We start from the raw sequence: 22,029 nt of genomic DNA on the forward strand, positions 1-22,029 counted from the left end.
TCAAATATTGATCGTGGTGGGGCGGTTCTTGCGCAGCCAGAGCGCCACGAGCATCCGCGTGAAGGTCACCGCGGTGAACACGCTGGTGCAGATGCCGATCAGCAGCACGACCGCAAAGCCCTTGACCGGGCCCGAGCCCAGCAGGAGCATGATCACGCCGGTGATCGCGTGCGTGACGTTGGCCTCGAAGATCGTGCGTGACGCCTCCTTATAGCCGAGCTCGACCGCCTGGACGATGTTGCGCCCGCGGCGGCGTTCCTCACGAATACGCTCGTTGATCAGCACGTTGGCGTCGACCGCGGTACCGATCGTCAGCACGAAGCCGGCGATGCCGGGCAGCGTCAGCGTCGCGTTGAGCATCGCCATGACCGCGACGATCACGAGGATGTTGATGACCACCGCGAGGTTCGCATAGAGGCCGAACCGGCCATAGGTCACGAACATGAACACGATCACCGCGAGCGCCGCGACGATGCTGGCCAGCACGCCGGCGCGGATCGAATCCTTGCCGAGATCGGGGCTGACGGTGCTCTCTGCGATGATCTTCAGATTGATCGGCAGCTTGCCCGACCGCAGCGAGATCGCGAGCGAATTGGCCGATTCGACCGTGAAATTGCCCGAGATCGAGGCGCGACCGCCGAGGATCGGCTCGTTGATGTTGGGCGCGGAGATCACCGAATTGTCGAGGATGATCGCGAACGGCTTGTTCGTGTTCTCCTGCGTGACCTTGGCAAAACGTCGGCCACCGACCGCGTCGAAGGTGATCGCCACCTGCGGCGCGTTGGTCTGCGGCTCGAACTCCTGGCGGGCATCGGCGAGCTGATCGCCCGAGATGATCACCGACCGCTTGACCGCGATGAACGGAATGCCCTGCGGATTGCCGGGGTAAGGAATGACCTGGCTGCCGACGGGGGCGATGCCCTTGACGAGATCGGCGGGGTTCGCGGTCTCGTCGACCAGCTTGAATTCGAGCTTTGCGGTCTTGCCGAGCAGGTTCTTGAGCGCCTGCGGATTCTGCAGGCCCGGCACCTGGACGACGATACGCGTCGCGCCCTGGCGGACGATCGTCGGCTCCTTGGTGCCGAGTTCGTCGATGCGGCGGCGGACGACTTCGGTCGCGTCCTTCATCGCGGTGTCGATCGCCTGCTGGAGCCCGGCCTCGGTCGGCTTGAGCACGAACCGGCTGGTGTCGACGACGTTGATGTCCCATTCGCGCTGGCCGCTCATCCCGGCGCCACCGCCGGTGATCGAGAGCAGCCGCTCGCGCGCGGCATCGACCTGGCTCGGGTCGCGGAGCAGGAAGCTAAGCTGCCCGCCACGCACCGAAATATCGCCGATCGCGATCCGCGGCGTGCCGTTGCGCATCGTGCCCGCGATGCTGTCGCGCATCGCCTCGATCCGCGAATTGGCGAGATCGGCGGTGTCCGCCTCGAGCAGCAGATAGCTGCCGCCCGCCAGATCGAGACCCAGGTTGATCCGCTTATGCGGAATCGCCCCCCACTTGCTGGTCGTCGATTCGGAGAAGAAGCTCGGGATCGCAAGCGCGCAGAGCACGGCCAGCAGGCCGATGATCGACGCGACCTTCCAGCGGGGGAAATCCAACATCAGTCGTTCGCCGGCTTCGTGTTCGGGCTGGTGATGTCGGTGAGCGTCGCCTTGACGACGCGGACGCGCGTGTTGGGCGCGATCTCGATCTCGACGATCGCGTCCTCGACCTTGGTCACCTTGCCGATGATGCCGCCGGCGGTGACGACGCTGTCATTCTTCTTGACCGCCGCGACCGACGCCTGGAGCGCCTTCATCCGCTTTTGCTGCGGACGGATCATCAGGAAATAGAAGACGACAAAGACGAGGAAGAGCGGCGCGAGGCTCAGAAACGAGGCGATGCCGCCCGATGTCGCCGTCTCGCCGGCGGCCTGCGCATATGCTGGGGAAATGAACATGGAGTCCCGTTTTGGCTGGTGGGCAGGCGCCATACGCCCGCGCTCGCATGGGCGATGCCGCTATCACCGGTTGCCGCCCCGCGCAACCGATGCGCGCCGGTGAAGCGTGGCCGGGCCGCGATGAGACGGACGAATATGGGCTTTGCCGCAATCGCGTGCTTGCATCGCGCGCAACATCCGCATAATGCGCGCCCTTCGGTCGGGGCGTAGCGCAGCCTGGTAGCGCATCACACTGGGGGTGTGGGGGTCGCAGGTTCGAATCCTGTCGCCCCGACCAGAAACTTTCCGGAGCCGGCCGCCAGAGGCGATGCCGCTCCCGGGCACGAAATATCGTGCCATTCCAGATCCTAGTGTCAGCGTTTGCAGACAGGACCGGTGCGCGCCGCGACCTGATCCGCGACGATCCGCATCGCGCCCTTGTCGGTCTCGCCGGTCATCGTCATCCGCGCGGTAAAGCCCGTCGCGCCATAGCTGCCCGCGCGGACGATCCGCATCGGCGCCCCCTTTTTCTGCGGACAGGTCATGACGTGATCGATCCGCCCGCCCGCGAACTGCGCGCGTTCGACCGTGCAGCGCGCCTCGGGCTTGGGGATGAACAGCGCGGCGACGCCCGACGAGGCCTGTTCGGGCGGCAGGCATTTGCGCTCGGTCTTCGATTTTCCGCGCATCATCCGCAGGATGAACCCCGGCGCCCCCGGAATGACGAGCTCGACCGCGGTCGAGGTGATCGCCCAGGCGCCGGGCGGCAGCGCCTGCGCCGACGCGGCGGCGGGGAGCAGGAGGAGGGCGGACAGCAGGACGGGATGGCGCATAGGAGGGGCAGTCTGTAGCGCCGGCGGGGTGCTGGCAAGCGGTGTGACAGGGGTTTTCATGGGCGAGATCATCAATTTGCGGCGGGCGCGCAAAGCGCGGGCGCGGCGCGAGGCGGGGGTGGTGGCGGACGCGAACCGGGCAGCGTTCGGGCGGACCAAGGCGGAGCGCGCGCGGGATGCTGAGGAGCGGGCGCGGGGGGAGCGGGTGCTGGATGGGGCGCGGCTTGATGGGGAGGAAAGCTGAGGTTTGGGAGTGGGTTGCTGGGTGACCGATAGGGGTGGGTTTCCGTTTTCGTCATCCCGGGCTTGACCCGGGACCCAGGGTTACGGGCACTTGCGCTGCTTGGCTCTGGGTCCTGACTTTCGTCAGGATGACGGCGGGGGGTGTTTGTCTTTTACCATTGCCGGCTCCGACATTGCTTTTCGCTAACCTATATGGTTATAGGGTGGCGGGCGAATCGGGGGGATCGGGGATGGAGATCGGTGGGCTGATCGAGGCGGTGATCGATCGTGAGGGCGGGTATGGCGATCATCCGGCGGATCGCGGGGGGGCGACGCGGTTCGGGATCACGCAGGCGGTGGCGCGGGCGCATGGGTTTGCGGGGGACATGCGGGTGTTTCCGCGGGCGGCGGCGGTCGCAATCTATCGGCAGGCTTACTGGATTGACCCCGGATATGAGGGGGTTGGACGGCTCGCGCCGGATATTGCGGGCGAATTGTTCGATACCGGGGTGAATATGGGGCCGGCGGTCGCGAGCGGGTTTCTGCAGCGCGCGCTGAACGCGCTCAATCGCGGGGCGAGCGATTATCCCGACCTCGTCGTCGATGGCCGGATCGGGCCGGGGACGCTCGCGGCGCTGGCGGGGTTCCTCAAGCGGCGCGGCGCGGGGGGCGAGGCGGTGCTGCTGAAGGCGATCGAGGCGCTGCAGGGCGAGCGCTATGTCGCGCTGGCGGAGCGGCGGCCGGCGAACGAGGCGTTCCTCTATGGCTGGCTCGCCAACCGGGCGTGAGGCGGAAAGCGCCAGTTTTCCAGGGGGGTGTCATGACGAGAGGCGTTGAGGAGGGGGCGGAGCTGCCCGCCGATCCGTGGGTGACGCGGGCGCGGCCGGGGTTCCTGTACGTGATGTACGCGTTGCTGCTGGGGGCGATCCCGGTGGGGCTGCTCGCGGCGGTGCGGCCGGGGGCGGCGCAGGCGATCGCGGGCGGCGTGGGGGCGTATCTGGGGGCGATTCCCGAGCCGCTCTATGCGCTCTTCGGGACGGGGTATCTGGGGTACACGGCGGCGCGCGAGTGGGGGAAGCGGCGGTGAGCGGGGCTGGTATCGGAGCGGCGCGCGTGGCGTTCGGGGCTCTGGGTCCTGACGTTCGTCAGGATGACGTAAAGGGGGAAGGTAACCGGGAAGCCGACAGGGAAGTCGAGCGGGAGGGTGAGGGGGTGGTGCAGGGGGTCGGTGCAGCGGACCGTTGCGTGGTCGAAAGCGCACCCTACATCGCGGTCATGAGTGCAAATGATCCCCACGCCATGCCGGTCTGGCACGGCACCACCATCCTTTCGGTCCGGCGCGGCGGCAAGGTCGTCGTGATCGGCGACGGCCAGGTCTCGATGGGCCAGACCGTCATGAAACCCAATGCGCGCAAGGTGCGGCGGCTCGGCGACGGGTCGGTGATCGGCGGGTTCGCCGGCGCGACCGCGGACGCCTTCACGCTGTTCGAACGGCTCGAACGCAAGCTGGAGCAGCATCAGGGGCAGTTGCTCCGGGCCGCGGTCGAGCTCGCCAAGGACTGGCGGACCGACAAGTTCCTGCGCAACCTCGAGGCGATGATGATCGTCGCGGACAAGGACGTGACGCTGATCCTGACGGGCAATGGCGACGTGCTCGAGCCCGAGAACGGCGTCGCGGCGATCGGATCGGGCGGCAACTATGCGCTCGCCGCGGCGCGCGCGCTGGTCGAGTATGAGAGCGATGCCGAGGTGCTGTGCCGCAAGGCGATGGGAATCGCTTCCGAGCTGTGCGTGTACACCAATGACCGGCTGACCGTGGAGTCGATGGACTCGACCAGCTGAAGACCCGGAAGCCCCTCTCCTTCAGGGGAGGGGTTGGGGTGGGGGGCTTCATCAAGCGCTCCGCCCGCGGATAGTCCCCACCCCCAACCCCTCCCCTGAAGGGGAGGGGCGAAGAAGAGTGATCATGAACGACCAGCTTACCCCCAAGGCCATCGTCGCCGCGCTTGACGCGCATATCATCGGCCAGGCCGCCGCCAAGCGCGCGGTCGCGGTGGCGATGCGCAACCGGTGGCGGCGCCAGCAGCTCAGCGAGGATCTGCGCGACGAGGTGACGCCCAAGAACATCCTGATGATCGGGCCCACCGGCTGCGGCAAGACCGAGATCAGCCGGCGGCTGGCGAAACTGGCCGATGCGCCGTTCGTCAAGGTCGAGGCGACCAAGTTCACCGAGGTCGGCTATGTCGGGCGCGACGTCGAGCAGATCGCGCGCGACCTGGTCGAGGAGGCGATCCGGCTGGAGAAGGAGCGCCGGCGGATCGCGGTGAAGGACAAGGCGGAGGAGGCGGCGATGGGCCGGCTGCTCGACGCGCTGGTCGGCAAGGATTCGAGCACCGCGACGCGCGAGAGCTTCAAGCAGCGGTTCCTCGACGGGCATCTGAACGCCGCCGAGGTCGAGATCGAGGTCGAGCAGACGCCGACGACGCCGTTCGAGATCCCCGGCGGCGCGCCGCAGATGATCAACATCGGCGAGATGATGAAGTCGCTGGGCGGCGGGCAGCAGTTGAAGCGCCGCAAGCTGACGGTGACCGCGGCGTGGGACAAGCTGGTCGAGGAAGAGGCCGACAAGCGTCTCGACCAGGACGAGGTGAGCCGCGTCGCGCTGGCGGATGCCGAAGCGAACGGGATCGTGTTCCTCGACGAGATCGACAAGATCGCGGTGTCGGACGGGCGCGGCGGATCGGTGAGCCGCGAGGGCGTGCAGCGCGACCTGCTGCCGCTGATCGAGGGGACGACGGTCGCGACCAAATACGGGCCGATGAAGACGGACCATATCCTGTTCATCGCGAGCGGGGCGTTCCATGTCGCCAAGCCGAGCGACCTGCTGCCCGAGTTGCAGGGGCGTCTGCCGATCCGGGTCGAGCTGAAGGGCCTGACCGAGGGGGATTTCGTCGCGATCCTGTCGGACACCAAGGCGTCGCTGCCGCTGCAGTACAAGGCGCTGATCGCCACCGAAGGCGTCGAGATCCGCTTCACCGAGGACGGCATCGCCGCGGTCGCGCGGATCGCCGCGGAGGTGAATGCCGAGGTCGAGAATATCGGCGCGCGGCGGTTGCAGACGGTGATGGAGAAGCTGCTCGAGGACGTCAGCTACAATGCCGAGGATCGCGGCGGGTCGAGCGTGGTGATCGACGGGGCGTATGTCGACAGCCAGCTGAAGGAGATTGCGCGGAATACGGATCTCAGCCGGTTCGTGCTTTAGTCTGGGGGTTTTCGGGGGGTGAGGCGCGCGCCCCCGGTCCGTTCGTGCTGAGCGTAGTCGAAGCACTGGGCGCAGGCCCTTCGACTTCGCTCAGGGCGAACGGGTGGGGCGCGCGGCCCTTCGACTTCGCTCAGGGTGAACGGGTGGGGGCAGGCGCCCCCTCTCTTCCGTCATCCTGGGCTTGACCCAGGATCCAGGGTTACGGGCGGGGTCGCTTTTGGCTCTGGGTCCTGACTTTCGTCAGGATGACGCGGGGGGTGAGGTGGCGCGCGCACCACGGTCGTCAGCCTGGGGGAGGCGTGGTCCGTCGCTTGGCGGGCGCTACAGCACCACCGTCTGCGGGCGGGCGGCCTTCAGCGCGGCGAGGACCATGGTTTCCCAGATGGCGGGGTCGCCGGCGGCGGCCATGGTCTGGTCGGGTTCGCGCAAGGTGCGCAGGACCGCGAGCGCGTCGGGGAGATAGTCGGTCCAGGCGTCGTCGATCAGGCGCGACGCGGAGGCGGCGTCGCCGCCGGCATTGGCGCTGATCCGCTGGCCCGCCAGGACGCGGGCGATGCGTTCGGCGATCGGGGTATTCGAGACGTCCATCAGTCTTCTCCTCGCAGGTCTGCCTATAGCAAACCCGCGAGGCAAAGACATGGGGCCTTAGCGTGCCGAGCTGGGGCCGGCGCCGCGGCCCTGGCCGCCGGGGCGACCGCCACCGGCCGGGCGACCACCGCCCTGGCCGCCGGGACGACCGCCGCCCTGGGGACGACCGCCGCCGCCACCCTGGCCACCGCCCTGACCGCCACGGCTCGCGCCCGCATAGTTGCGGCCGGTGGTGCCGGTCGCGCGGGGTGCGTGGGTGGCGCGGGGACGCGCGGGATCACGCGGACGGTCGATCCGGACTTCAGGATCGGCGCCCATCGTCTTGACCCGCGTCTGCTTGATCTGGTTCGACAGGTTGACGAAATCGTCGGGCAGCGGGCGGACCGTCACCTTCTGGCGGGTGATCCGCTCGATGTCGCGCAGATAGGCCTTCTCGTCATCCGCGCAGAACGCGACGGCGATGCCGCTGGCGCCCGCACGCGCGGTACGGCCGATGCGGTGGACATACTGTTCGGCGACGTTGGGCAGCTCGAAGTTGATGACGTGGCTGACGCCCGAGACGTCGATGCCGCGCGCGGCGATGTCGGTCGCGATCAGGACCTTGACCTTGCCCTGCTTGAACTCGCCGAGTGCGCGCTCGCGCTGGCCCTGGCTCTTGTTGCCGTGGATCGCGTTCGAGGCGATGCCGTTGCCCGCGAGCAGCTTCACGACGCGATCGGCGCCATGCTTGGTGCGCGTGAAGACGAGCGCGCGGTCGATCGCGGGATCACCCAGCGTGATCGTCAGCAGCGCCTGCTTTTCCGACTGGTTGCAGAAGGTGACATACTGGTCGACGCGCTCTGCGGTGGTCGCGGCGGGCTTGACCGAGACGGTCTTCGGATCGAGCAGGAACTGCGAGGCGAGATCGCGGATCGCGGTCGGCATCGTCGCCGAGAAGAACAGCGTCTGGCGCTTCTTCGGCAGCATGCGGACGATCTTCTTCAGCGCGTGGATGAAGCCGAGGTCCATCATCTGGTCGGCTTCGTCGAGCACGAGGATCTCGATCATCGACAGGTTGCAGAAGCCCTGCTCGATCAGGTCGATCAGGCGGCCCGGCGTGGCGACGAGGATGTCGACGCCGCGGCTGAGGTCCTGGCGGTTCTTGTTGATGCTGGTGCCGCCGAACACGGTGGTCACCGACATCTTGCTGAACTGGCCATAGGCGCGTGCGCTGTCGGCGATCTGGCTGGCGAGTTCGCGGGTCGGCGCGAGGACGAGCATGCGGCAATGCGTCGGCAGGACGCGCTTCTGCGTCTCGGTCAGGCGCTGGATCGAGGGGAGCACGAACGCGGCGGTCTTGCCGGTGCCGGTCTGCGCGATGCCGAGCAGATCGCCGCCCTCGAGCAGGATCGGAATCGACTGGGCCTGGATCGGCGTCGGCTCGGTATAGCCCTTGGCTTCGAGCGCGCGGACGAGGGGCTCGGCGAGGCCGAGGTTGGAAAAGGACATGAATAGTCTCTCAAATGTGCCGGGCTCGCGAATCCACAGGAGGACGCGCGAGGGGCGTGGTGTTTTGACACCCCGCGTGAAAAGGGAAGCCCGTTAGAAACGACCGAGGCGGAGCCTGGACCTTGTTCAGGTCCGATCACGCTGCATGACACCTCGATGGCGGTCAGATGCGCGCGACCGGCCGAAAAGTCAAGAGTGGCCGGGTCGGGGCGGCTCTGGCCCCGTCTTCAGGCCCCGACCTCAGGCCCCGTCCTCAGCTGCGCGTCTGGGTCAGGTGGAGATAACGTTCGTTGAATTCGGCGGCGTCGCGCAGCGCGCACCAGTCGACGACGCCGATCTGCCGCTTGCGCCGCGTGATCAGCCCGTCGGTCTCGAGCGCGCGGAGCACGCGGTTGACGTGGACCGGGGTCAGGCCGAGCGCATCGCCCATCTGTTCCTGCGTCATCGGCAGTTCGTAGCTGCCGTCCGCATCGCTGAGCGAGGAGGCGCGCAGCCGGGCGGAGAATTCGCAGAGCAGGTGCGCAAGCCGCATCTTGGCATTGCGGCGGCCGACATTGAGCAGCCATTCGCGGTGGATCGACGCCTCGACCAGCGCCTCGATCCACAAGGCGGTGGCGATCTTCGGCGAGACCGCGACAATCTCGCGCAGTGCGGGGATCGGGATCTCGGCGACGGTGATCCGGGTCAGCGCCTGGACGTCGTGATCCGATTCCTCGAGGAACAGGTTCTGGAGATCGATGAAGTCGCCGGGCATCAGGATCGAGACGATCTCGCGCTCGCCGTCGGGGGTGAGCTTCTGGCGATAGGCGAAGCCGTCGATCACGAATGCGCAGCGCAGCGGGCGTTGCCCCTCGCGCAGCATATAGGTCGACTGGTCGATCGTGCGCAGCTTGCACGGCAGCGCCGCGATCGCCACGCGATCCGCCGCGCTCAGCTCGACCCGGGTCGCGAGCTTGGCAATCAGATGATCGGTGACGACGATGGGGTAATCCACATGCAGGCTCCGCTCGGGCGGGAGCATATCGAACTCTCAGTCGCCGGGTTAAGCATAGCTTGCCCAGAGGCGCCCTGCACTATCACAGGCGTTATAGTCTCGCTCAAACATAGGTTAGACGCGCATTTCGGAAATTGTCGGTTATTGTAAGAAAATGTCGGGTGCCTTGCGCTGCGCGGGTGGCGCGGAACCGATCGTCGCGCAGGGGCGTAGACGCCTTGCGAGAAACAGGGGCGAACGATGGGCGCGGCCGCCGCCGGTCGCCCCGGCCGTCGCGTCGAACGCACAGGATGTCGCTGATGCCGCGATACAGATTTCAGATCGCCCTGCGCGGCGAGGTGATCGAGGATCACGAGGGGATCGAGCTCGCGCACCGCGCGGCGGCGATCGAGCATGCGATCGTCGCGATGCGCGAGATGCTGGCGGAGGACATCCGCCAGGGCTGTGTCGACCTGACGATGCGGATCGAGATCATCGAGGGTTGCGGTGCGACAGTCCACGTCGCCGACTGTGCCGCGGCGATGGCGGCCGGGACGATGCCGGCCCGCCGCCGCGCCTGACGCGCGGCGGGCGGGCCGACGATCCTTACCAGTGGCCCTTACCAGTGGCCGGTGTTGGGCATCGACGCCCAGGGCTCGGCGGGGTCGAGCCGGCCGTCCTGCAACAGCTCGATCGAGATGTTGTCGGGGGTGCGGACGAACGCCATGTGGCCGTCGCGCGGCGGGCGGTTGATCGTCACGCCGGCGTCCTGGAGCCGCTGGCAGGTCTCGTAGATATTGTCGACACGGTAGGCGAGATGGCCGAAATTGCGGCCTTCGCCATACTCTTCCGGATCCCAGTTGTGCGTCAGCTCGACCTCGGCGCTCTCGTCACCGGGCGCGGAGAGGAAGATCAGCGTGAAGCGACCCTGCTCGTTTTCGAGGCGGCGGGCCTCCTTCAGCCCGAGCAGCTCGAAGAACGCGATCGTCTTGGCCGGATCGGTGACCCGGATCATCGTGTGCAGATATTTCATGGACGGCCTTTTCGGGTTGGATCGCCGGTAGATAGGCGGCGCCCCGGCGGGGTTCCAGAGGGGCGGGCGTCGTCGCGGACGGGTGCGCCTCTCCCGGCCGCTCAGGGTTTGGGCGGGTCGAACTGGCGGAGCGCGGCGATGGCGTTGCGGGCGGTGGGGGTGTCGGGGGCGAGGCGCGCGGCTTCGGCCCAGGCCGCGCGGGCGCGGGTCTCGTCGCCGTCGCGGGCGGCGATGTTGCCCGCCTCGAGCTGGACCGAGGCGTCGTCGGGGGAGCGCTTGAGCGCCTCGGCGATGTCGCCGCGTGCGCGGGGCAGATTGCCCATCCGCCGCGCGAGCGTCGCGGACAGGAGCCACGCGAGCGGATCGTCGCCCGCGGTGGTCAGCGCGAGATCGATATCGGTGCGCGCGGAGGCGAGATCGTCCGCCGCCACGAGCGCGCGCGCGTGATCGAGCCGTGCCTCGCCGAGCTGGAGCCCGGTCAGCGTCCCCGCGGTGAGCGCGGAATCGAGCGCGGTGCGCGCCTTGGTCGCGTCGCCCGCGGCGAGCCAGGCATTGCCGCCCTGCGCCCAATAGGTCGCGGCGCGATCGTCGTGCGCGAGCTGCGCGTCGCGCGCCGCGCTCTCGAATTCGGCGGCGGCGGCGGCCCAGTTCTTTTCCGCGGCAAAGGCGAGCCCGCCACAGTCGCGCGCCGCGGCGCCGCCGCCCGCCATCCGCCAGCGACCCGCCTCGGCACGCGCGGCGACCGGATCGGTCGCGATCGTCGCGATGCAGCGCTGGAGCCGCGTGGCATCGTCGGCGGGGCCGGCGGCGGCGGGCCTGGCGGCCGGCGTCGCGGCAGGTCGCGTGGCGGGGCTGGCGGCCTGGGACAGGAGCAGCGCGGGGGCGAGCAGCATCAGGATCATAAGCGGGCGATCACATCCTCGACCGCGCGGATGATCAGCGCGATGTCGGAATCGCGTGACAGGCGGTGATCGCCGTCCTTGACGAGCAGTGTCTGCACATCGGCTGAACGAAGCAGCTCGGCGAGCCGGGTGGTGCGCAGCCACGGCACCGCCTTGTCGCGCTGGCCCTGGATCAGGCGGACGGGGCAGCGGATCTCGATCCAGCCGAACATCAGCCGGTTCGCCTCGCCCGACGCCCAGAAACCGCGGGTGTAGATGGTGGGTTCGGGGCCGTAGTCGTTGGCGCGTTCGAGCCGGCCGGCGCTGAGCAGCGTCAGCTTTTCCTCAGGGGTGAAGCCCCAGTCGGTGAAGTCGGGCGCGGGGGCGATGCCGACGAGCGCTGCGACCAGATCGGGCCGGGCCTTCGCCACCAGCAGCATCAGCCAGCCGCCGAGCGACGAGCCGACGAGCACTGCGGGGCCGTCCGCCAAGGCCTCGAGCATCGCGATCACGTCGTCGCGCCAGTCGACCAAAGTCTGATCCTCGAACGCGCCCTCGCTGCGGCCGCAGCCGCCATAGTCGAAGCGGAGATAGGCGCGGCCCTGCGATTTCGCCCAGGCCTCGAGCGTGACCGCCTTGGTGCCCGTCATGTCCGAGCCATAGCCCGACAGGAAGACGATCGTCGGGCCGGTGCCGGTCGTGTGGTGATAGGCGAGGCGGGGGCGGTCCGGCGCGGGGGTGGGGGTGTCGGTCATGCGCGGGGCTTTAGCCAAAGCGGGCGGGCGGGGCTAGGTCAGGCTGGTGCAGAGGGGCTGGTGAAGATGTCCTCGATCGCGAGGCCGAACAGCTCGGCGATGCGGAAGGCGAGCGGGAGCGAGGGGTCGTAGCGGCCGGTCTCGATCGCGTTGACGCTCTGGCGCGAGACGTCGAGGCGGTCGGCGAGGTCGCCCTGGTTCCAGTCGCGTTCGGCACGCAGGACTTTCAGGCGGTTCTTCATGCGGTCCCTGCGCGCACCGCGGCGATGTTGAGGCACCCGCCGAGCATCAGGCCGGCAAACCAGAGCACACCCGCCGAATAGGCCGGGACATGGCGCGCGAGGCCGAAGCTTTCGAGAAAGCCCCAGATCGTCGTCGCGCAGAGCATGAAGACGGTGGCGATCAGCGTCTGGCGGACGTTCATCGTGCGGATATATTCGTCGGGCTCGTCGCGCAGATAGCGCCCCCAGGCGAGGAAGACGCCGAGCAGCGGGAGCGCGGGCAGCACTGCGAGAAGATAGGCGAGCGGGCCGGTCGGCGGATGGCTGCGGAACAGCGCCACCACGCCGAACAGCGTTCCCATGTACGCAAGGCTGAGACCGAGAACGGTGGCGTTGTAGCGGCGCAGCGCGGGGCTCTTGTGCATGGTCAAGCGTCCTTTCGAATTGGTAAAGGAAGCTTGTCATTTGGGCGTGTGGGAGTCAAGGGGGCTTTACAGCGGGGGCGGGGTTGAGGGGATGCGATCGCGACTGTCCGTTCTCCCACGTAGGCGGGAGTCCAGGGTGGCAGGGCTCGGTGCTGCTTGGCTCTGGATCCTGACTTTCGTCAGGATGACGGGGGGAGGGGGGGCGCTTCCTCGCCGTCGGGAGGACGGGTGGGGGGCTGTACTTCACCGCCGTCATCCTGGGCTTGACCCAGGATCCAGGGTTATGGGGCGCAGCGCTGCTGGCTCTGGGTCCTGACTTTCGTCAGGATGACGGGTGGGGGGAGGGCGGCGCTTACCGCCTTCGTCCTGGGCCCCCGCTTTCGCGGGGGGACGGGTCAGCTTGAGCCGGAGTCAGATGATGAATTCTACCGTTTTCATCTGGGTCTGGTCGGCCGCCACCGCGCCGCGTTTGGCGACCATCTGGCGGTGGAGTTCGCGCACCGTGTCACTGCCGCTGGTCTTGCACAAAGCGGGGACGACCGCGTGGACGAGCGCGCCGAGGCCGCCGGCGATCATCGTCACGCCGAACCGGCTGGCGACGCCGAAATGCTCGGCATAGCTTTCGCCGACGGTGGCGGGATGGTCGAGGAAGAGGCGGCGGAACATCGGCGGGTCTCCGGACGGGGGATCGGGCTTATCCTATCAGCCGGCGAGGGATTCGACCATGGTCGCCGCGAGCAGGCTGAGCGTGTCGTCGCGCGCGCCCATCACGACGATGCGGTCGCCGGGGCGCGCCTCTGCGACCAGCAGCGCGGCGGCGTCGGCGCGGTCGGCGATGTGGCGCGCGTCGCGGTCTTGCGCGGCGATCCGGGCGACGATGTCGGCGCTCGTGACCTCGCGGGTGACGGTGCCGCCATAATAAGCGGGGTCGGGGAGGACGAGCAGGTCTTCGGGCGCCAGCCGCGCGACGAAAGTGGCGACGAGTTCGGTGCCCATGACCTTCAAGGGACCATAGCCGTGCGGCTGGAACAGGATCAGCAGGCGGCCGGGAAAGGCGTGGAGCGTGTCGAGCGTGGCGGCGATCTTGTCGGGGTTGTGGCCGAAATCGTCGATCACCGCGACGCCGTTCGCTTCGCCGACGAGGTCGAAGCGGCGGCGCAGGCCGGTGAAGCTCGCGAGCGCCCTGACCGCGTCGGGGAGCGACACGTCGGCGGCCATCGCCGCGCCGATCGCGGCGAGCGCGTTCGCGACGTTGTGGCGGCCGGGGACCGCGAGCTTCACGCGCGTGCGGGCGCCGCGCGAGACGAGGTCGAACTGAATTGCGAAGGGTTCGGGGGCGAGGTTCTCGGCGCGGAGGTCGGCGGAGGCGTCGATCGCGAAGGTGGTGACCTGGCCGCGCGGGAGGCGGGCGGCGAGCGCTGCGGCGTCGGGGTCGTTGGCGTTGACGACCGCGGTCTCGGCCTTGGCGATGAAGGTGCCGAAGAGCGCGCGGAGTTCGTCGAGCGACTTGTGGTCGAGGCTGATATTGTTGAGCACGGCGATCTTCGGCGCGTAATGCGCGATCGAGCCGTCGCTTTCGTCGACCTCGCTGACGAAGGTGTCGCCGGCCCCCACAAGTGCGCTGGCGAAGGGGGCGTCGGGGCGCACGAAGTTCTTCATCACCGCGCCGTTCATCACGGTCGGGTCGCGGCCGGTGGTGTGGAGGATCCAGCCGATCATGCCGGTGACGGTCGACTTGCCGCTGGTGCCCGCCACGCCGATCGGCAGGCGGCTGTCGTTGAACAAGGAGGCGAGCAGCTCGGCGCGGGTGGCGCGCGGGCAGCCGAGCGCGGCGGCGGCGATCATGTCGGGGACGGTCGGCTCGATCGCGGCGGAGGCGACGACGTGCTGGTCCGCGGAGACGATGCCGCTGCCGTCCTGCGGGAAGAGCGCGACGCCCTTTGCGGCGAGATCGTCGAACTTGGCGGGGACGCGGCCCTGGTCGAGATTGCGGTCCGAGCCCGCGACGGTCGCGCCGCGGCCCGCGAGGATCATCGCGAGCGGCATCATGCCCGACCCGCCGATGCCGATGAAGAAATAGGCGGGCTGGTCGGCGGCGGTCTGGTCGGAGGGGTTGGTGATATCCATGTGCTCGCGCTATCGGCGGTTGCGTAACGGGGCAAGACAGGACGAACCATGCGCATCGGTGTTCTCGCCGCGTCGAGCCGGACCAATCCTTCGGCGATCCCCGTGGTCACCGCCTATGCGGCGCGCGCGTTTCCCGAGGTCGAGCTGGTGTTCCATCCGCAGTGCACCGCGACCGACGGGCATTTCGCTGGGTCGGACTTCGCGCGGGCGGCGGCGTTTCTGGAATATGCCAATGATCCGGCGTTCGACGCGCTCTGGTTCCTGCGCGGGGGCTATGGCGCGAACCGGATCCTGCAGATGGTGATGCCCGAGCTGGGGCGCGCGGCGCGGCACAAGACGTATCTGGGCTATTCGGATGTCGGGTTCCTGCTGGGGGCGCTGTACGCGCGGCGGATCGGGCGCGTGGCGCACGGGCCGATGGTGAGCGACATCAACCGGCATGACGGCGAGGCGACGGTGGCGCGGTCGCTCGGGTGGATGGCGCGGGGGGATCGCAGCGGACTCGAGCCGGGGCTCGGGGGGCAGCCTTCGGCGGCGTTCAATTTGTCGATCCTGACGTCGCTGATCGGGACGCCGTGGCTGCCCGACCTGACCGACCACGTGCTGATCGTCGAGGAGGTGTCGGAGCCGATGTATGCGATCGACCGGATGCTGTTCAAGGTGGCCAATGCGACCCAGCTGAAGGGGATTGCGGGGTTGCGGCTGGGGGCGGTGACCGCGGTGCAGGCGAACGAGCCGGCCTGGGGGGAGACGCTGGATTACATGATGGTGCGCTGGGCGCGGGATATGGGGGTGCCGTATCTGGGGCGGGCCGAGGTGGGGCACACGCAGGCGAACCATGTGGTGCCGTTTGGGGTGGGGTGAGGGGGCNTAACTGAGCGCGGTCTTTTGTCGGCGACGTTTCCCAACTGGGCCCCGGCCTTCGCCGGGGTGGCGTTTGGGGAAGGGGCGCGGGGGTATTGCGGTGTGCTGGGGTTGCGGCGCGCGCGCTGCTTGGCTCTGGGTCCTGGCTTTCGTCAGGATGACGGGGGTGGTTCCCCGGCGGAGGCCGGGGTCCAGGTGGTGAGGTCGGCGTAACTGGGCGCTGTCCGTCATCAGCGGCGTTTCCCAACTGGGCCCCGGCCTTCGCCGGGGTGGGGTTTGGGGGTGGGCGCGGGTTATTGCGGCTTGCTGGGGTCGCGGCGCGCGCTGCTTGGCTCTGGGTCCTGACTTTCGTCAGGATGACGGGGGTGGGTTCCCCGGCGGGGGCCGGGGTCCAGGTGGTGAGGTCGGCGTAACTGGGCGCCGTCCTTCATCAGCGGCGTTTCCCAACTGGGCCCCGGCCTTCGCCGGGGAACATGGGGGCGGTTCGTGGGGTGTCGGTGCGTGGCGGGTTGCCTATATCGGCTGGGCGACGGCATAAGCGCCGCTCTTCCATCACGAGAAAGTTCCTCATGTCTGCCATGTTCCGCATTACGCTTCCCGACGGTTCCGTCCGCGAGGTTGCGCCCGGGACTACGCCCGCGGACGTCGCCGCGGCGATCGGGCCCGGCCTCGCCAAGGCGGCGCTGGCGGCGCGGATCGATGGGCAGGTGCGGGATCTCGGGCGGCCGTTCGAGGGTGATACGCAGCTGGCGCTCGTCACCGCGCGCGACGAGGCGGATGCGCTCGAGCTGGTGCGGCATGACCTGGCGCATGTGATGGCGGAGGCCGTGCAGCACCTGTTTCCGGGCACGCAGATCACGTTCGGGCCGGCGACCGATGACGGCTTCTATTACGACTTCGCGCCGAAGGACCGGCCGTTCACCGACGAGGACCTGCCCGCGATCGAGGCGGAGATGCGCGCGATCATCGCGCGGAACGAGCCGTTCCTGCGCGAGGTCTGGTCGCGTCAGCAGCTGATCGACCGGTGGACCGAGCAGGGCGAGACGTTCAAGGCCGAATGGGCCGCCGAGCTGCCCGAGGGCGAGGAACTGACGATCTATCGCCAGGGCGAATGGCTCGACATGTGCCGGGGGCCGCACATGGTCTCGACCGGCAAGCTCGATCCCGCGGCGTTCAAGCTGACGCGCGTGAGCGGTGCCTATTGGCGCGGCGACCAGAAGAACGCGATGCTCAGCCGGATCTACGGCACCGGCTGGCTCAACAAGAAGCAGCTCGACCAGCACCTGTTCCGGCTGGAGGAAGCCGCCAAGCGCGATCACCGCAAGATCGGGCAGGAGATGGACCTGTTCCACCTCCAGTCCGAGGCGCAGGGGTCGGTGTTCTGGCATCCCAACGGCTTCGTGCTGTGGCGCCAGCTCGAGGCGTATATGCGCCGGCGGCTCGATGCGGCGGACTATGCCGAGGTGAAGACGCCGCAGCTGATGGACGCCAAGCAGTGGGAGCAGTCGGGGCACTGGGGCAAGTATCGCGAGAACATGTTCGTGGTGCCCGACGAGATCCCCAATGTGGAAGACGAGGGCGCGGTCCTGTCGGGCGAGGGCGACCTGATGGCGCTCAAGCCGATGAACTGCCCGGCGCACGTGCTGATCTTCAAGCAGGGGATCAAGTCGTACCGCGACCTGCCGATCCGGATGGCGGAGTTCGGCTGCTGCCACCGCAACGAGCCGCATGGCGCGCTGCACGGCATCATGCGCGTCCGCCAGTTCACGCAGGACGACGCGCATATCTTCGTCCGCGAGGACCAGCTGGTCGAGGAGGTGCGCAAGTTCTGCGAGCTGCTCGACAGCGTCTACAAGCATCTGGGCTTCGAGGATTATGCGGTGAAGCTCGCGCTGCGGCCCGAGAAGCGGTTCGGCGACGATGCGATGTGGGACAAGGCGGAGGCCGAGCTGCGCGAGGCGGTGATGCAGTCGACGCTGTCCGACACGATCAAGGCGAATTTCGAGGAGCTGCCGGGCGAGGGGGCGTTCTATGCGCCGAAGCTCGAATTCCACCTGACCGATGCGATCGGGCGGACGTGGCAGGTCGGCACGATCCAGTCGGACCGCGTGCTGCCCGAGCGACTCGACGCGTCGTACGTGGGTGCGGATGGTGAGCGGCACCGGCCGGTGATGCTCCACCGCGCGATTCTCGGCACGTTCGAGCGGTTCATCGGCATATTGATCGAGCATCATGCCGGGCGCTTCCCGCTGTGGCTGGCGCCGGTGCAGGTGGTGGTCGCGACGATCGTGTCGGATGCGGACGACTATGCGCACAGTGTGGTGGCTGCGCTGCGCAAGGCGGGGATCCGGGTCGAGACCGACCTGCGCAACGAGAAGATCAACTACAAGGTGCGCGAGCACAGCCTGGCCAAGGTGCCGGTGCTGTTCGTGGTCGGCAAGCGCGAGGCGGACGAGGCGACGGTCGCGATTCGCCGGCTGGGCAGCCAGGGGCAGGAGATGCTGTCGCTCGACGAGGCGGTGGCACGCCTTGCGATCGAGGCGCGCGCTCCCGATATGTAACTCCAAGGGCCGGCTATTCGAGCGCGCGTTTCTGCGCTATATACCGGCCCAAATACTTCGTCAGAAACAACAGGAGCAACCCCCATACGTCCTCCCACGATGCGCCGGCCCATGCAGACGCCCGCGATGAACGGCCCGCGATTCAACGAATTCATCCAGAGCCAGAAGGTCCGCGTGATCGACCACGAGGGCGAGAATCTGGGCGTGATGTACACGCGCGAAGCGATCGAGCAGGCGGCCGAGCATGGTCTGGACCTGGTTGAGGTCTCGCCCAACGCCGATCCGCCCGTCGCCAAGTTCCTCGATGTCGGCAAGTTCAAGTACGAGGCGCAGAAGAAGGCGAACCTCGCACGCAAGTCGCAGAAGACGCAGGAGATCAAGGAGATCAAGATGCGTCCGAACATCGACGACCATGATTACGACACGAAGATGAAGAAGGTGAACGACTTCATCGGCGAGGGCGACAAGGTCAAGATCACGCTGCGCTTCCGTGGCCGCGAGCTGAGCCATGGCCAGCTGGGCATGAACCTGTTGAAGCGCGTGCAGGACGACGTCGCGGAGATCGCCAAGATCGAGGCGTATCCGCGCATGGAAGGCCGTCAGATGCTGATGGTGCTCGCGCCCAAGTAACGGCGTGACGACGCGGCCCGCGATGCGGGACGCGCTGCAATGATAGTGACCGGCCCATCGCCCCCTGTCCGGGGCGGTGGGCCGTTTGCGTTGGGGGGCAGGTCACCATGACCCTTTCCGTAGCGTCAACCGCCGCGGTCGAACCGCCCGTGCGCGATGCATCGATTTCGGGGCTATCACGCGGTGTTATTGCTCGGTGTTGCGGAAGTGCGACACAGCGACCGGAAAGTTACTTCCGCATACGGAAATCGGTGGACGCTGCATGAAAATTCCAATTACCTCCTGACCAAACCGGAAATTCGAAATAATTCGAAGCCGCCAGGAGAGATGCCCATGCGCATGACCGCATATCTGTTGTCTGCCGCCGCGACGATCGCGATCGCGGCGCCGGCCTTCGCACAGGATGTCCCGACGACGCAGCCCGAGGCGCAGACCGTACCCTCAAATACATCGGGTACCGCCGCCGCGTCGGTCGATGCGCAGCAGCAGCCGGTTGCCGAGAACGCGAATCCCCAGCCGATCAATGCGGGCGACATCGTCATCACCGCGACGCGCCGCTCCGAGCGGCTGTCGAACGTGCCGATCGCGGTGTCCGCGGTCGGCCAGGCCGCGCTGCAGAATTCGGGTGCGACCGACATCCGCCAGATGACGCAGCTCGCGCCGTCGCTGCTGATCTCGTCGACGGGGTCGGAGGCGAACGCCTCGGCGCGTATCCGCGGCATCGGCACGGTCGGCGACAATCCCGGCCTCGAAAGCTCGGTCGCGGTGTTCATCGACGGCGTCTATCGCAGCCGCACCGGCTCGGGTCTGAACGATCTGGGTGAGGTCGACCGGATCGAGGTGCTGCGCGGGCCGCAGGGGACGCTGGCCGGGCGCAACGCATCGGCGGGCACGATCAACATCCTGACCAAGCTGCCGTCCTACCAGTTCGGCGGCTATGGCGACGCGACCTATGGCAATTACAACAATATCCGCATCGCGGGCGGGCTGACCGGGCCGATCATCAAGGACAAGCTGGCGTTCCGGCTCGACGGCGTGTTCGGCAAGCGCGACGGCTATTATTACGACGTCATCAACCAGACCGATTACAACGACCGCAACCGCTATTTCGTGCGCGGGCAACTGCTGTTCGAGCCGAGCAGCGACGTGTCGGTGCGGCTGATCGGCGATTACACGCGGCGTGACGAAAAGTGCTGCGGTGCGGTCTATATCGACACGCGCGAGAAGATCGATCCGACGCCCGGCGTCGCGGGCGACTTCGCGGTCAACCCGGCGGGCAACCGCATCCAGCAGGTCATGCAGAGCATGGGCGCGGTGTTCCCGAGCCAGGGCGACCCGTATAACCGCCGCATCGCCAACACGCTGGGCCGCGCCTATTCGAACATCACCAAGGATTATGGCGGTTCGGGCCAGATCGACGCGAACCTCGGCTTTGCGCAGCTGACCTCGATCACCGCGTATCGCGAGTACAAGTCGGGCGGCGCGGCCGACATCGATTACGGCAATCTCGACATCGGCTACCGTGCGGACGACGGCAACAGCTATCGCCAGTTCCACACCTTCAGCCAGGAAGTCCGGCTGAACGGGTCGCTGTTCGACGACAAGCTCGACTGGCTGGTCGGCGGCTATTATTCGAAGGAAGACCTGGTCGTTGCGGACAATCTGAAGTTCGGGACGCAATATGGCGCGTTCGCCGCGTGCCGGATCGTCGCGACGGTCAACCCGGCGGCGGCGCTGCGCAATCCGGCCAATCCGGGCTGCCTCAGCGCGGCGGGACGTGCGGTCCTGTCCGGACAGGTTCCGGGCACGCAGCCCGCCTTCGGCGCGCTGACCGGTACCATCCTGAGCGGCATCGACCGGCTGAGCACGCTCAACAATCTGGGCGACCAGCGGTCGACCTATTATCAGGACAGCGAGAATTACGCGTTCTTCACGCACAACATCTTCAAGGTCACCGACAAGCTGTCGATCACCGGCGGGCTTCGCTACACGCATGAGCAGAAGGATTTCCACGCCGATTTCAACAACAACAACACCGTCTGCCCCGCGCAGCAGGCCGCGCTGAGCCCGCTGCTGGCGAGCGCGGCGGTGCCCGCCAGCCTGAAGACGCTGGTCGGCGGGATCGTCACGCTGACCTGCACGGGCAATTCGACCTCGGCGCTGAACGGGCTTGATCTCAACGACGGGTTCAAGGAAGGCGAGTTCAGCGGCACGGGGATCGTGTCGTACAAGCCGCGTACCGACACGCTGCTCTATGCGTCCTATTCGCGCGGCTACAAGGCGGGCGGCTACAACCTCGACCGGTCGGATTTGACCGCGAACGTGTTCGCGGCGCCGACCAATGCGAGCGCGAGCCGGCTGCGGTTCGATCCCGAGACGGTCAATTCCTATGAGCTGGGGCTGAAGTTCACCTCCGCGCAGTTCACCTTCAACGTCGCGGGCTTCCGCCAGGAGTTCAAGAACTTCCAGCTGAACACGTTCAACGGCACCAACTTCATCGTCCAGAACATCAGCTCGTGCGACACCAGCCTGAACGGCGCGGATCGCGATGCGAGCGCGGCGACGGGCGCGTGCACCGGCGACGTGAAATACGGCGTGCGGTCGCAGGGCGTCGAGCTCGAGGCGGGGCTGTTCCCGGTCCGCGACGTCGCGGTGAGCCTCGGCTACACCTATGTCGACACGACCTTCAAGAACAACCTGGTCGGGTCGGAGACGGGCGAGGCCCTCGACCCCGCGCTGTTCCTGCTGTCGGGCAACACGCTGTCGAACGCGCCCAAGCATACGGTCACCGCGTCGGGGACGTGGACGCCCGAGCTGGGGTCGTCGGGGATCACCGGGCTGTTCTACATCGATGGCCGCATGACCAGCGACTATAATACCGGGTCGGACCTGTTCACCGAGAAGACGCAGGACGGCTTCTTCCTGATGAACGCGCGGATCGGCATCCGTGGGCCGGCGCAGAAATGGGCGGTCGAATTGTGGGCGCAGAACCTGCTCGACACCGATTACCAGCAGGTCGGCTTCAACGCGCCGTTCCAGGGTGCGGGCAATCTCGACCAGGTGAAGGCGTTTGGTGGGGTGGGGAACCAGATCTTCACCTCGTACCTCGCCGAGCCGCGGACCTATGGGCTGACGGTGCGGACGCGGTTCTAATCGTTCAACGTCGCTAGGGAAGGCCGGTCCGCTCGGGAGAGCGGGCCGGCCTTTTTCGTTTGTGGCGGGCCTTCGTTCACGTCCGTCATCC

At 67.5% G+C, this 22,029-nt stretch carries 22 protein-coding genes, 1 tRNA gene and 1 pseudogene; 11 read left to right on the forward strand and 13 right to left on the reverse strand.

Annotated elements, in window-relative coordinates; translation table 11 throughout:
- Positions 1-1,605 carry a protein translocase subunit SecD gene (gene secD / locus IFS44_RS13740; RefSeq protein ID WP_056409036.1) on the reverse strand — a complete coding sequence of 535 codons (1,605 nt, stop codon included), beginning with the start codon at positions 1,603-1,605 and terminating at the stop codon, positions 1-3.
- Positions 1,605-1,943: a preprotein translocase subunit YajC gene (gene yajC, locus IFS44_RS13745; protein ID WP_031395363.1), complete on the reverse strand. Its 339-nt coding sequence runs from the start codon at positions 1,941-1,943 to the stop codon at positions 1,605-1,607. The genes secD and yajC overlap by 1 nt, the downstream gene beginning before the upstream one ends.
- A 200-nt stretch (positions 1,944-2,143) precedes the next feature.
- Between yajC and IFS44_RS13750 the strand changes: the two genes are divergently transcribed.
- A tRNA-Pro gene (locus tag IFS44_RS13750) sits at positions 2,144-2,220 on the forward strand.
- A 76-nt stretch (positions 2,221-2,296) separates the two neighbouring features.
- Here IFS44_RS13750 and IFS44_RS13755 read toward each other — a convergent pair.
- Positions 2,297-2,755 carry a DUF3617 domain-containing protein gene (locus IFS44_RS13755; protein ID WP_192098859.1) on the reverse strand — a complete coding sequence of 153 codons (459 nt, stop codon included), beginning with the start codon at positions 2,753-2,755 and terminating at the stop codon, positions 2,297-2,299.
- 58 nt (positions 2,756-2,813) lie between these two features.
- On the opposite strand from IFS44_RS13755, the gene IFS44_RS13760 reads away from it, so the two are divergent.
- From IFS44_RS13760 to hslU, 5 genes and pseudogenes are all read left to right on the forward strand, one after another.
- On the forward strand, positions 2,814-2,999 hold the full coding sequence (locus IFS44_RS13760; RefSeq protein WP_107045615.1) for a DUF4169 family protein: 186 nt from the start codon (positions 2,814-2,816) through the stop codon (positions 2,997-2,999).
- A 229-nt stretch (positions 3,000-3,228) separates the two neighbouring features.
- Positions 3,229-3,765 carry a glycoside hydrolase family 108 protein gene (locus IFS44_RS13765; protein WP_192098955.1) on the forward strand — a complete coding sequence of 179 codons (537 nt, stop codon included), beginning with the start codon at positions 3,229-3,231 and terminating at the stop codon, positions 3,763-3,765.
- A gap of 71 nt (positions 3,766-3,836) precedes the next feature.
- Positions 3,837-4,064, forward strand: a pseudogene (locus tag IFS44_RS13770) (3TM-type holin); the annotation flags it as partial.
- Positions 4,065-4,276: 212 nt separating this feature from the next.
- Positions 4,277-4,819: an ATP-dependent protease subunit HslV gene (gene hslV, locus IFS44_RS13775; protein ID WP_081874259.1), complete on the forward strand. Its 543-nt coding sequence runs from the start codon at positions 4,277-4,279 to the stop codon at positions 4,817-4,819.
- Between the two features lie 124 nt (positions 4,820-4,943).
- Positions 4,944-6,239, forward strand: a complete 1,296-nt coding sequence (gene hslU, locus IFS44_RS13780; RefSeq protein WP_031393589.1) for an ATP-dependent protease ATPase subunit HslU — start codon at positions 4,944-4,946, stop codon at positions 6,237-6,239.
- A gap of 321 nt (positions 6,240-6,560) precedes the next feature.
- Here the strand turns inward: hslU and IFS44_RS13785 are convergent, their stop codons facing one another.
- From IFS44_RS13785 to IFS44_RS13795, 3 genes are all read right to left on the reverse strand, one after another.
- Positions 6,561-6,827: a hypothetical protein gene (locus IFS44_RS13785; RefSeq protein ID WP_037530941.1), complete on the reverse strand. Its 267-nt coding sequence runs from the start codon at positions 6,825-6,827 to the stop codon at positions 6,561-6,563.
- Between the two features lie 57 nt (positions 6,828-6,884).
- On the reverse strand, positions 6,885-8,315 hold the full coding sequence (locus IFS44_RS13790) for a DEAD/DEAH box helicase (RefSeq protein ID WP_166746984.1): 1,431 nt from the start codon (positions 8,313-8,315) through the stop codon (positions 6,885-6,887).
- Positions 8,316-8,568: 253 nt separating this feature from the next.
- Positions 8,569-9,309, reverse strand: a complete 741-nt coding sequence (locus IFS44_RS13795; protein ID WP_235188324.1) for a Crp/Fnr family transcriptional regulator — start codon at positions 9,307-9,309, stop codon at positions 8,569-8,571.
- 299 nt (positions 9,310-9,608) lie between these two features.
- Between IFS44_RS13795 and IFS44_RS13800 the strand changes: the two genes are divergently transcribed.
- Positions 9,609-9,869 carry a DUF6894 family protein gene (locus IFS44_RS13800; RefSeq protein WP_107045618.1) on the forward strand — a complete coding sequence of 87 codons (261 nt, stop codon included), beginning with the start codon at positions 9,609-9,611 and terminating at the stop codon, positions 9,867-9,869.
- A gap of 38 nt (positions 9,870-9,907) precedes the next feature.
- On the opposite strand, the gene IFS44_RS13805 is transcribed toward IFS44_RS13800, so the two are convergent.
- The 7 genes from IFS44_RS13805 to IFS44_RS13835 form a co-directional block, all read right to left on the reverse strand.
- Positions 9,908-10,321, reverse strand: a complete 414-nt coding sequence (locus IFS44_RS13805) for a VOC family protein (RefSeq protein ID WP_037531709.1) — start codon at positions 10,319-10,321, stop codon at positions 9,908-9,910.
- Between the two features lie 101 nt (positions 10,322-10,422).
- Entirely contained in the window at positions 10,423-11,223 is an 801-nt protein-coding gene (locus IFS44_RS13810) for a hypothetical protein (RefSeq protein WP_342366426.1), read from the reverse strand.
- On the reverse strand, positions 11,220-11,957 hold the full coding sequence (locus IFS44_RS13815) for an alpha/beta fold hydrolase (RefSeq protein WP_192098861.1): 738 nt from the start codon (positions 11,955-11,957) through the stop codon (positions 11,220-11,222). The genes IFS44_RS13810 and IFS44_RS13815 overlap by 4 nt, the downstream gene beginning before the upstream one ends.
- 38 nt (positions 11,958-11,995) lie before the next feature.
- On the reverse strand, positions 11,996-12,199 hold the full coding sequence (locus IFS44_RS13820) for a helix-turn-helix transcriptional regulator (RefSeq protein WP_192098862.1): 204 nt from the start codon (positions 12,197-12,199) through the stop codon (positions 11,996-11,998).
- Positions 12,196-12,603: a hypothetical protein gene (locus tag IFS44_RS13825; protein WP_192098863.1), complete on the reverse strand. Its 408-nt coding sequence runs from the start codon at positions 12,601-12,603 to the stop codon at positions 12,196-12,198. Before IFS44_RS13825 ends, IFS44_RS13820 begins: the two co-directional genes overlap by 4 nt.
- 411 nt (positions 12,604-13,014) lie before the next feature.
- Entirely contained in the window at positions 13,015-13,269 is a 255-nt protein-coding gene (locus IFS44_RS13830; RefSeq protein ID WP_031395112.1) for a DUF6356 family protein, read from the reverse strand.
- 36 nt (positions 13,270-13,305) lie between these two features.
- Positions 13,306-14,730: a Mur ligase family protein gene (locus tag IFS44_RS13835; RefSeq protein WP_192098864.1), complete on the reverse strand. Its 1,425-nt coding sequence runs from the start codon at positions 14,728-14,730 to the stop codon at positions 13,306-13,308.
- A gap of 48 nt (positions 14,731-14,778) precedes the next feature.
- Between IFS44_RS13835 and IFS44_RS13840 the strand changes: the two genes are divergently transcribed.
- The 4 genes from IFS44_RS13840 to IFS44_RS13855 all read left to right on the forward strand — a co-directional run bounded on the left by IFS44_RS13840 (position 14,779) and on the right by IFS44_RS13855 (position 21,938).
- Complete coding sequence (locus IFS44_RS13840; protein WP_192098865.1) at positions 14,779-15,594, forward strand: LD-carboxypeptidase; 816 nt, start codon at positions 14,779-14,781, stop codon at positions 15,592-15,594.
- Between the two features lie 569 nt (positions 15,595-16,163).
- Positions 16,164-18,155, forward strand: coding sequence for a threonine--tRNA ligase (thrS, locus tag IFS44_RS13845; RefSeq protein WP_031396175.1), 1,992 nt, complete (start codon positions 16,164-16,166; stop codon positions 18,153-18,155).
- 99 nt (positions 18,156-18,254) lie between these two features.
- Complete coding sequence (infC, locus tag IFS44_RS13850; protein WP_031396176.1) at positions 18,255-18,785, forward strand: translation initiation factor IF-3; 531 nt, start codon at positions 18,255-18,257, stop codon at positions 18,783-18,785.
- A gap of 333 nt (positions 18,786-19,118) precedes the next feature.
- The gene (locus IFS44_RS13855) at positions 19,119-21,938 is read left to right on the forward strand and encodes a TonB-dependent receptor (RefSeq protein ID WP_192098866.1); all 2,820 of its coding nucleotides are present in this window, start codon (positions 19,119-19,121) and stop codon (positions 21,936-21,938) included.
- The last annotated feature ends 91 nt before the right edge of the window (positions 21,939-22,029 follow it).

Source organism: Sphingomonas sp. CFBP 13706 (assembly GCF_014842355.1).
Taxonomy (GTDB): Bacteria; Pseudomonadota; Alphaproteobacteria; order Sphingomonadales; family Sphingomonadaceae; genus Sphingomonas; species Sphingomonas aerolata.

Coding starts and splice junctions, on each gene's coding strand:
- hslU (WP_031393589.1), top strand. CDS start 4,944: ATGAACGACCAGCTTACCCCCAAGGCCATCGTCGCCGCGCTTGACGCG.
- secD (WP_056409036.1), bottom strand. CDS start 1,605: ATGTTGGATTTCCCCCGCTGGAAGGTCGCGTCGATCATCGGCCTGCTG.
- IFS44_RS13800 (WP_107045618.1), top strand. CDS start 9,609: ATGCCGCGATACAGATTTCAGATCGCCCTGCGCGGCGAGGTGATCGAG.
- IFS44_RS13760 (WP_107045615.1), top strand. CDS start 2,814: ATGGGCGAGATCATCAATTTGCGGCGGGCGCGCAAAGCGCGGGCGCGG.
- IFS44_RS13830 (WP_031395112.1), bottom strand. CDS start 13,269: ATGTTCCGCCGCCTCTTCCTCGACCATCCCGCCACCGTCGGCGAAAGC.
- IFS44_RS13765 (WP_192098955.1), top strand. CDS start 3,229: ATGGAGATCGGTGGGCTGATCGAGGCGGTGATCGATCGTGAGGGCGGG.
- IFS44_RS13790 (WP_166746984.1), bottom strand. CDS start 8,315: ATGTCCTTTTCCAACCTCGGCCTCGCCGAGCCCCTCGTCCGCGCGCTC.
- infC (WP_031396176.1), top strand. CDS start 18,255: ATGCGCCGGCCCATGCAGACGCCCGCGATGAACGGCCCGCGATTCAAC.
- IFS44_RS13855 (WP_192098866.1), top strand. CDS start 19,119: ATGCGCATGACCGCATATCTGTTGTCTGCCGCCGCGACGATCGCGATC.
- IFS44_RS13835 (WP_192098864.1), bottom strand. CDS start 14,730: ATGGATATCACCAACCCCTCCGACCAGACCGCCGCCGACCAGCCCGCC.
- IFS44_RS13840 (WP_192098865.1), top strand. CDS start 14,779: ATGCGCATCGGTGTTCTCGCCGCGTCGAGCCGGACCAATCCTTCGGCG.
- IFS44_RS13805 (WP_037531709.1), bottom strand. CDS start 10,321: ATGAAATATCTGCACACGATGATCCGGGTCACCGATCCGGCCAAGACG.
- IFS44_RS13810 (WP_342366426.1), bottom strand. CDS start 11,223: ATGATCCTGATGCTGCTCGCCCCCGCGCTGCTCCTGTCCCAGGCCGCC.
- yajC (WP_031395363.1), bottom strand. CDS start 1,943: ATGTTCATTTCCCCAGCATATGCGCAGGCCGCCGGCGAGACGGCGACA.
- IFS44_RS13755 (WP_192098859.1), bottom strand. CDS start 2,755: ATGCGCCATCCCGTCCTGCTGTCCGCCCTCCTCCTGCTCCCCGCCGCC.
- IFS44_RS13820 (WP_192098862.1), bottom strand. CDS start 12,199: ATGAAGAACCGCCTGAAAGTCCTGCGTGCCGAACGCGACTGGAACCAG.
- IFS44_RS13785 (WP_037530941.1), bottom strand. CDS start 6,827: ATGGACGTCTCGAATACCCCGATCGCCGAACGCATCGCCCGCGTCCTG.
- hslV (WP_081874259.1), top strand. CDS start 4,277: ATGCCGGTCTGGCACGGCACCACCATCCTTTCGGTCCGGCGCGGCGGC.
- IFS44_RS13815 (WP_192098861.1), bottom strand. CDS start 11,957: ATGACCGACACCCCCACCCCCGCGCCGGACCGCCCCCGCCTCGCCTAT.
- IFS44_RS13825 (WP_192098863.1), bottom strand. CDS start 12,603: ATGCACAAGAGCCCCGCGCTGCGCCGCTACAACGCCACCGTTCTCGGT.
- thrS (WP_031396175.1), top strand. CDS start 16,164: ATGTCTGCCATGTTCCGCATTACGCTTCCCGACGGTTCCGTCCGCGAG.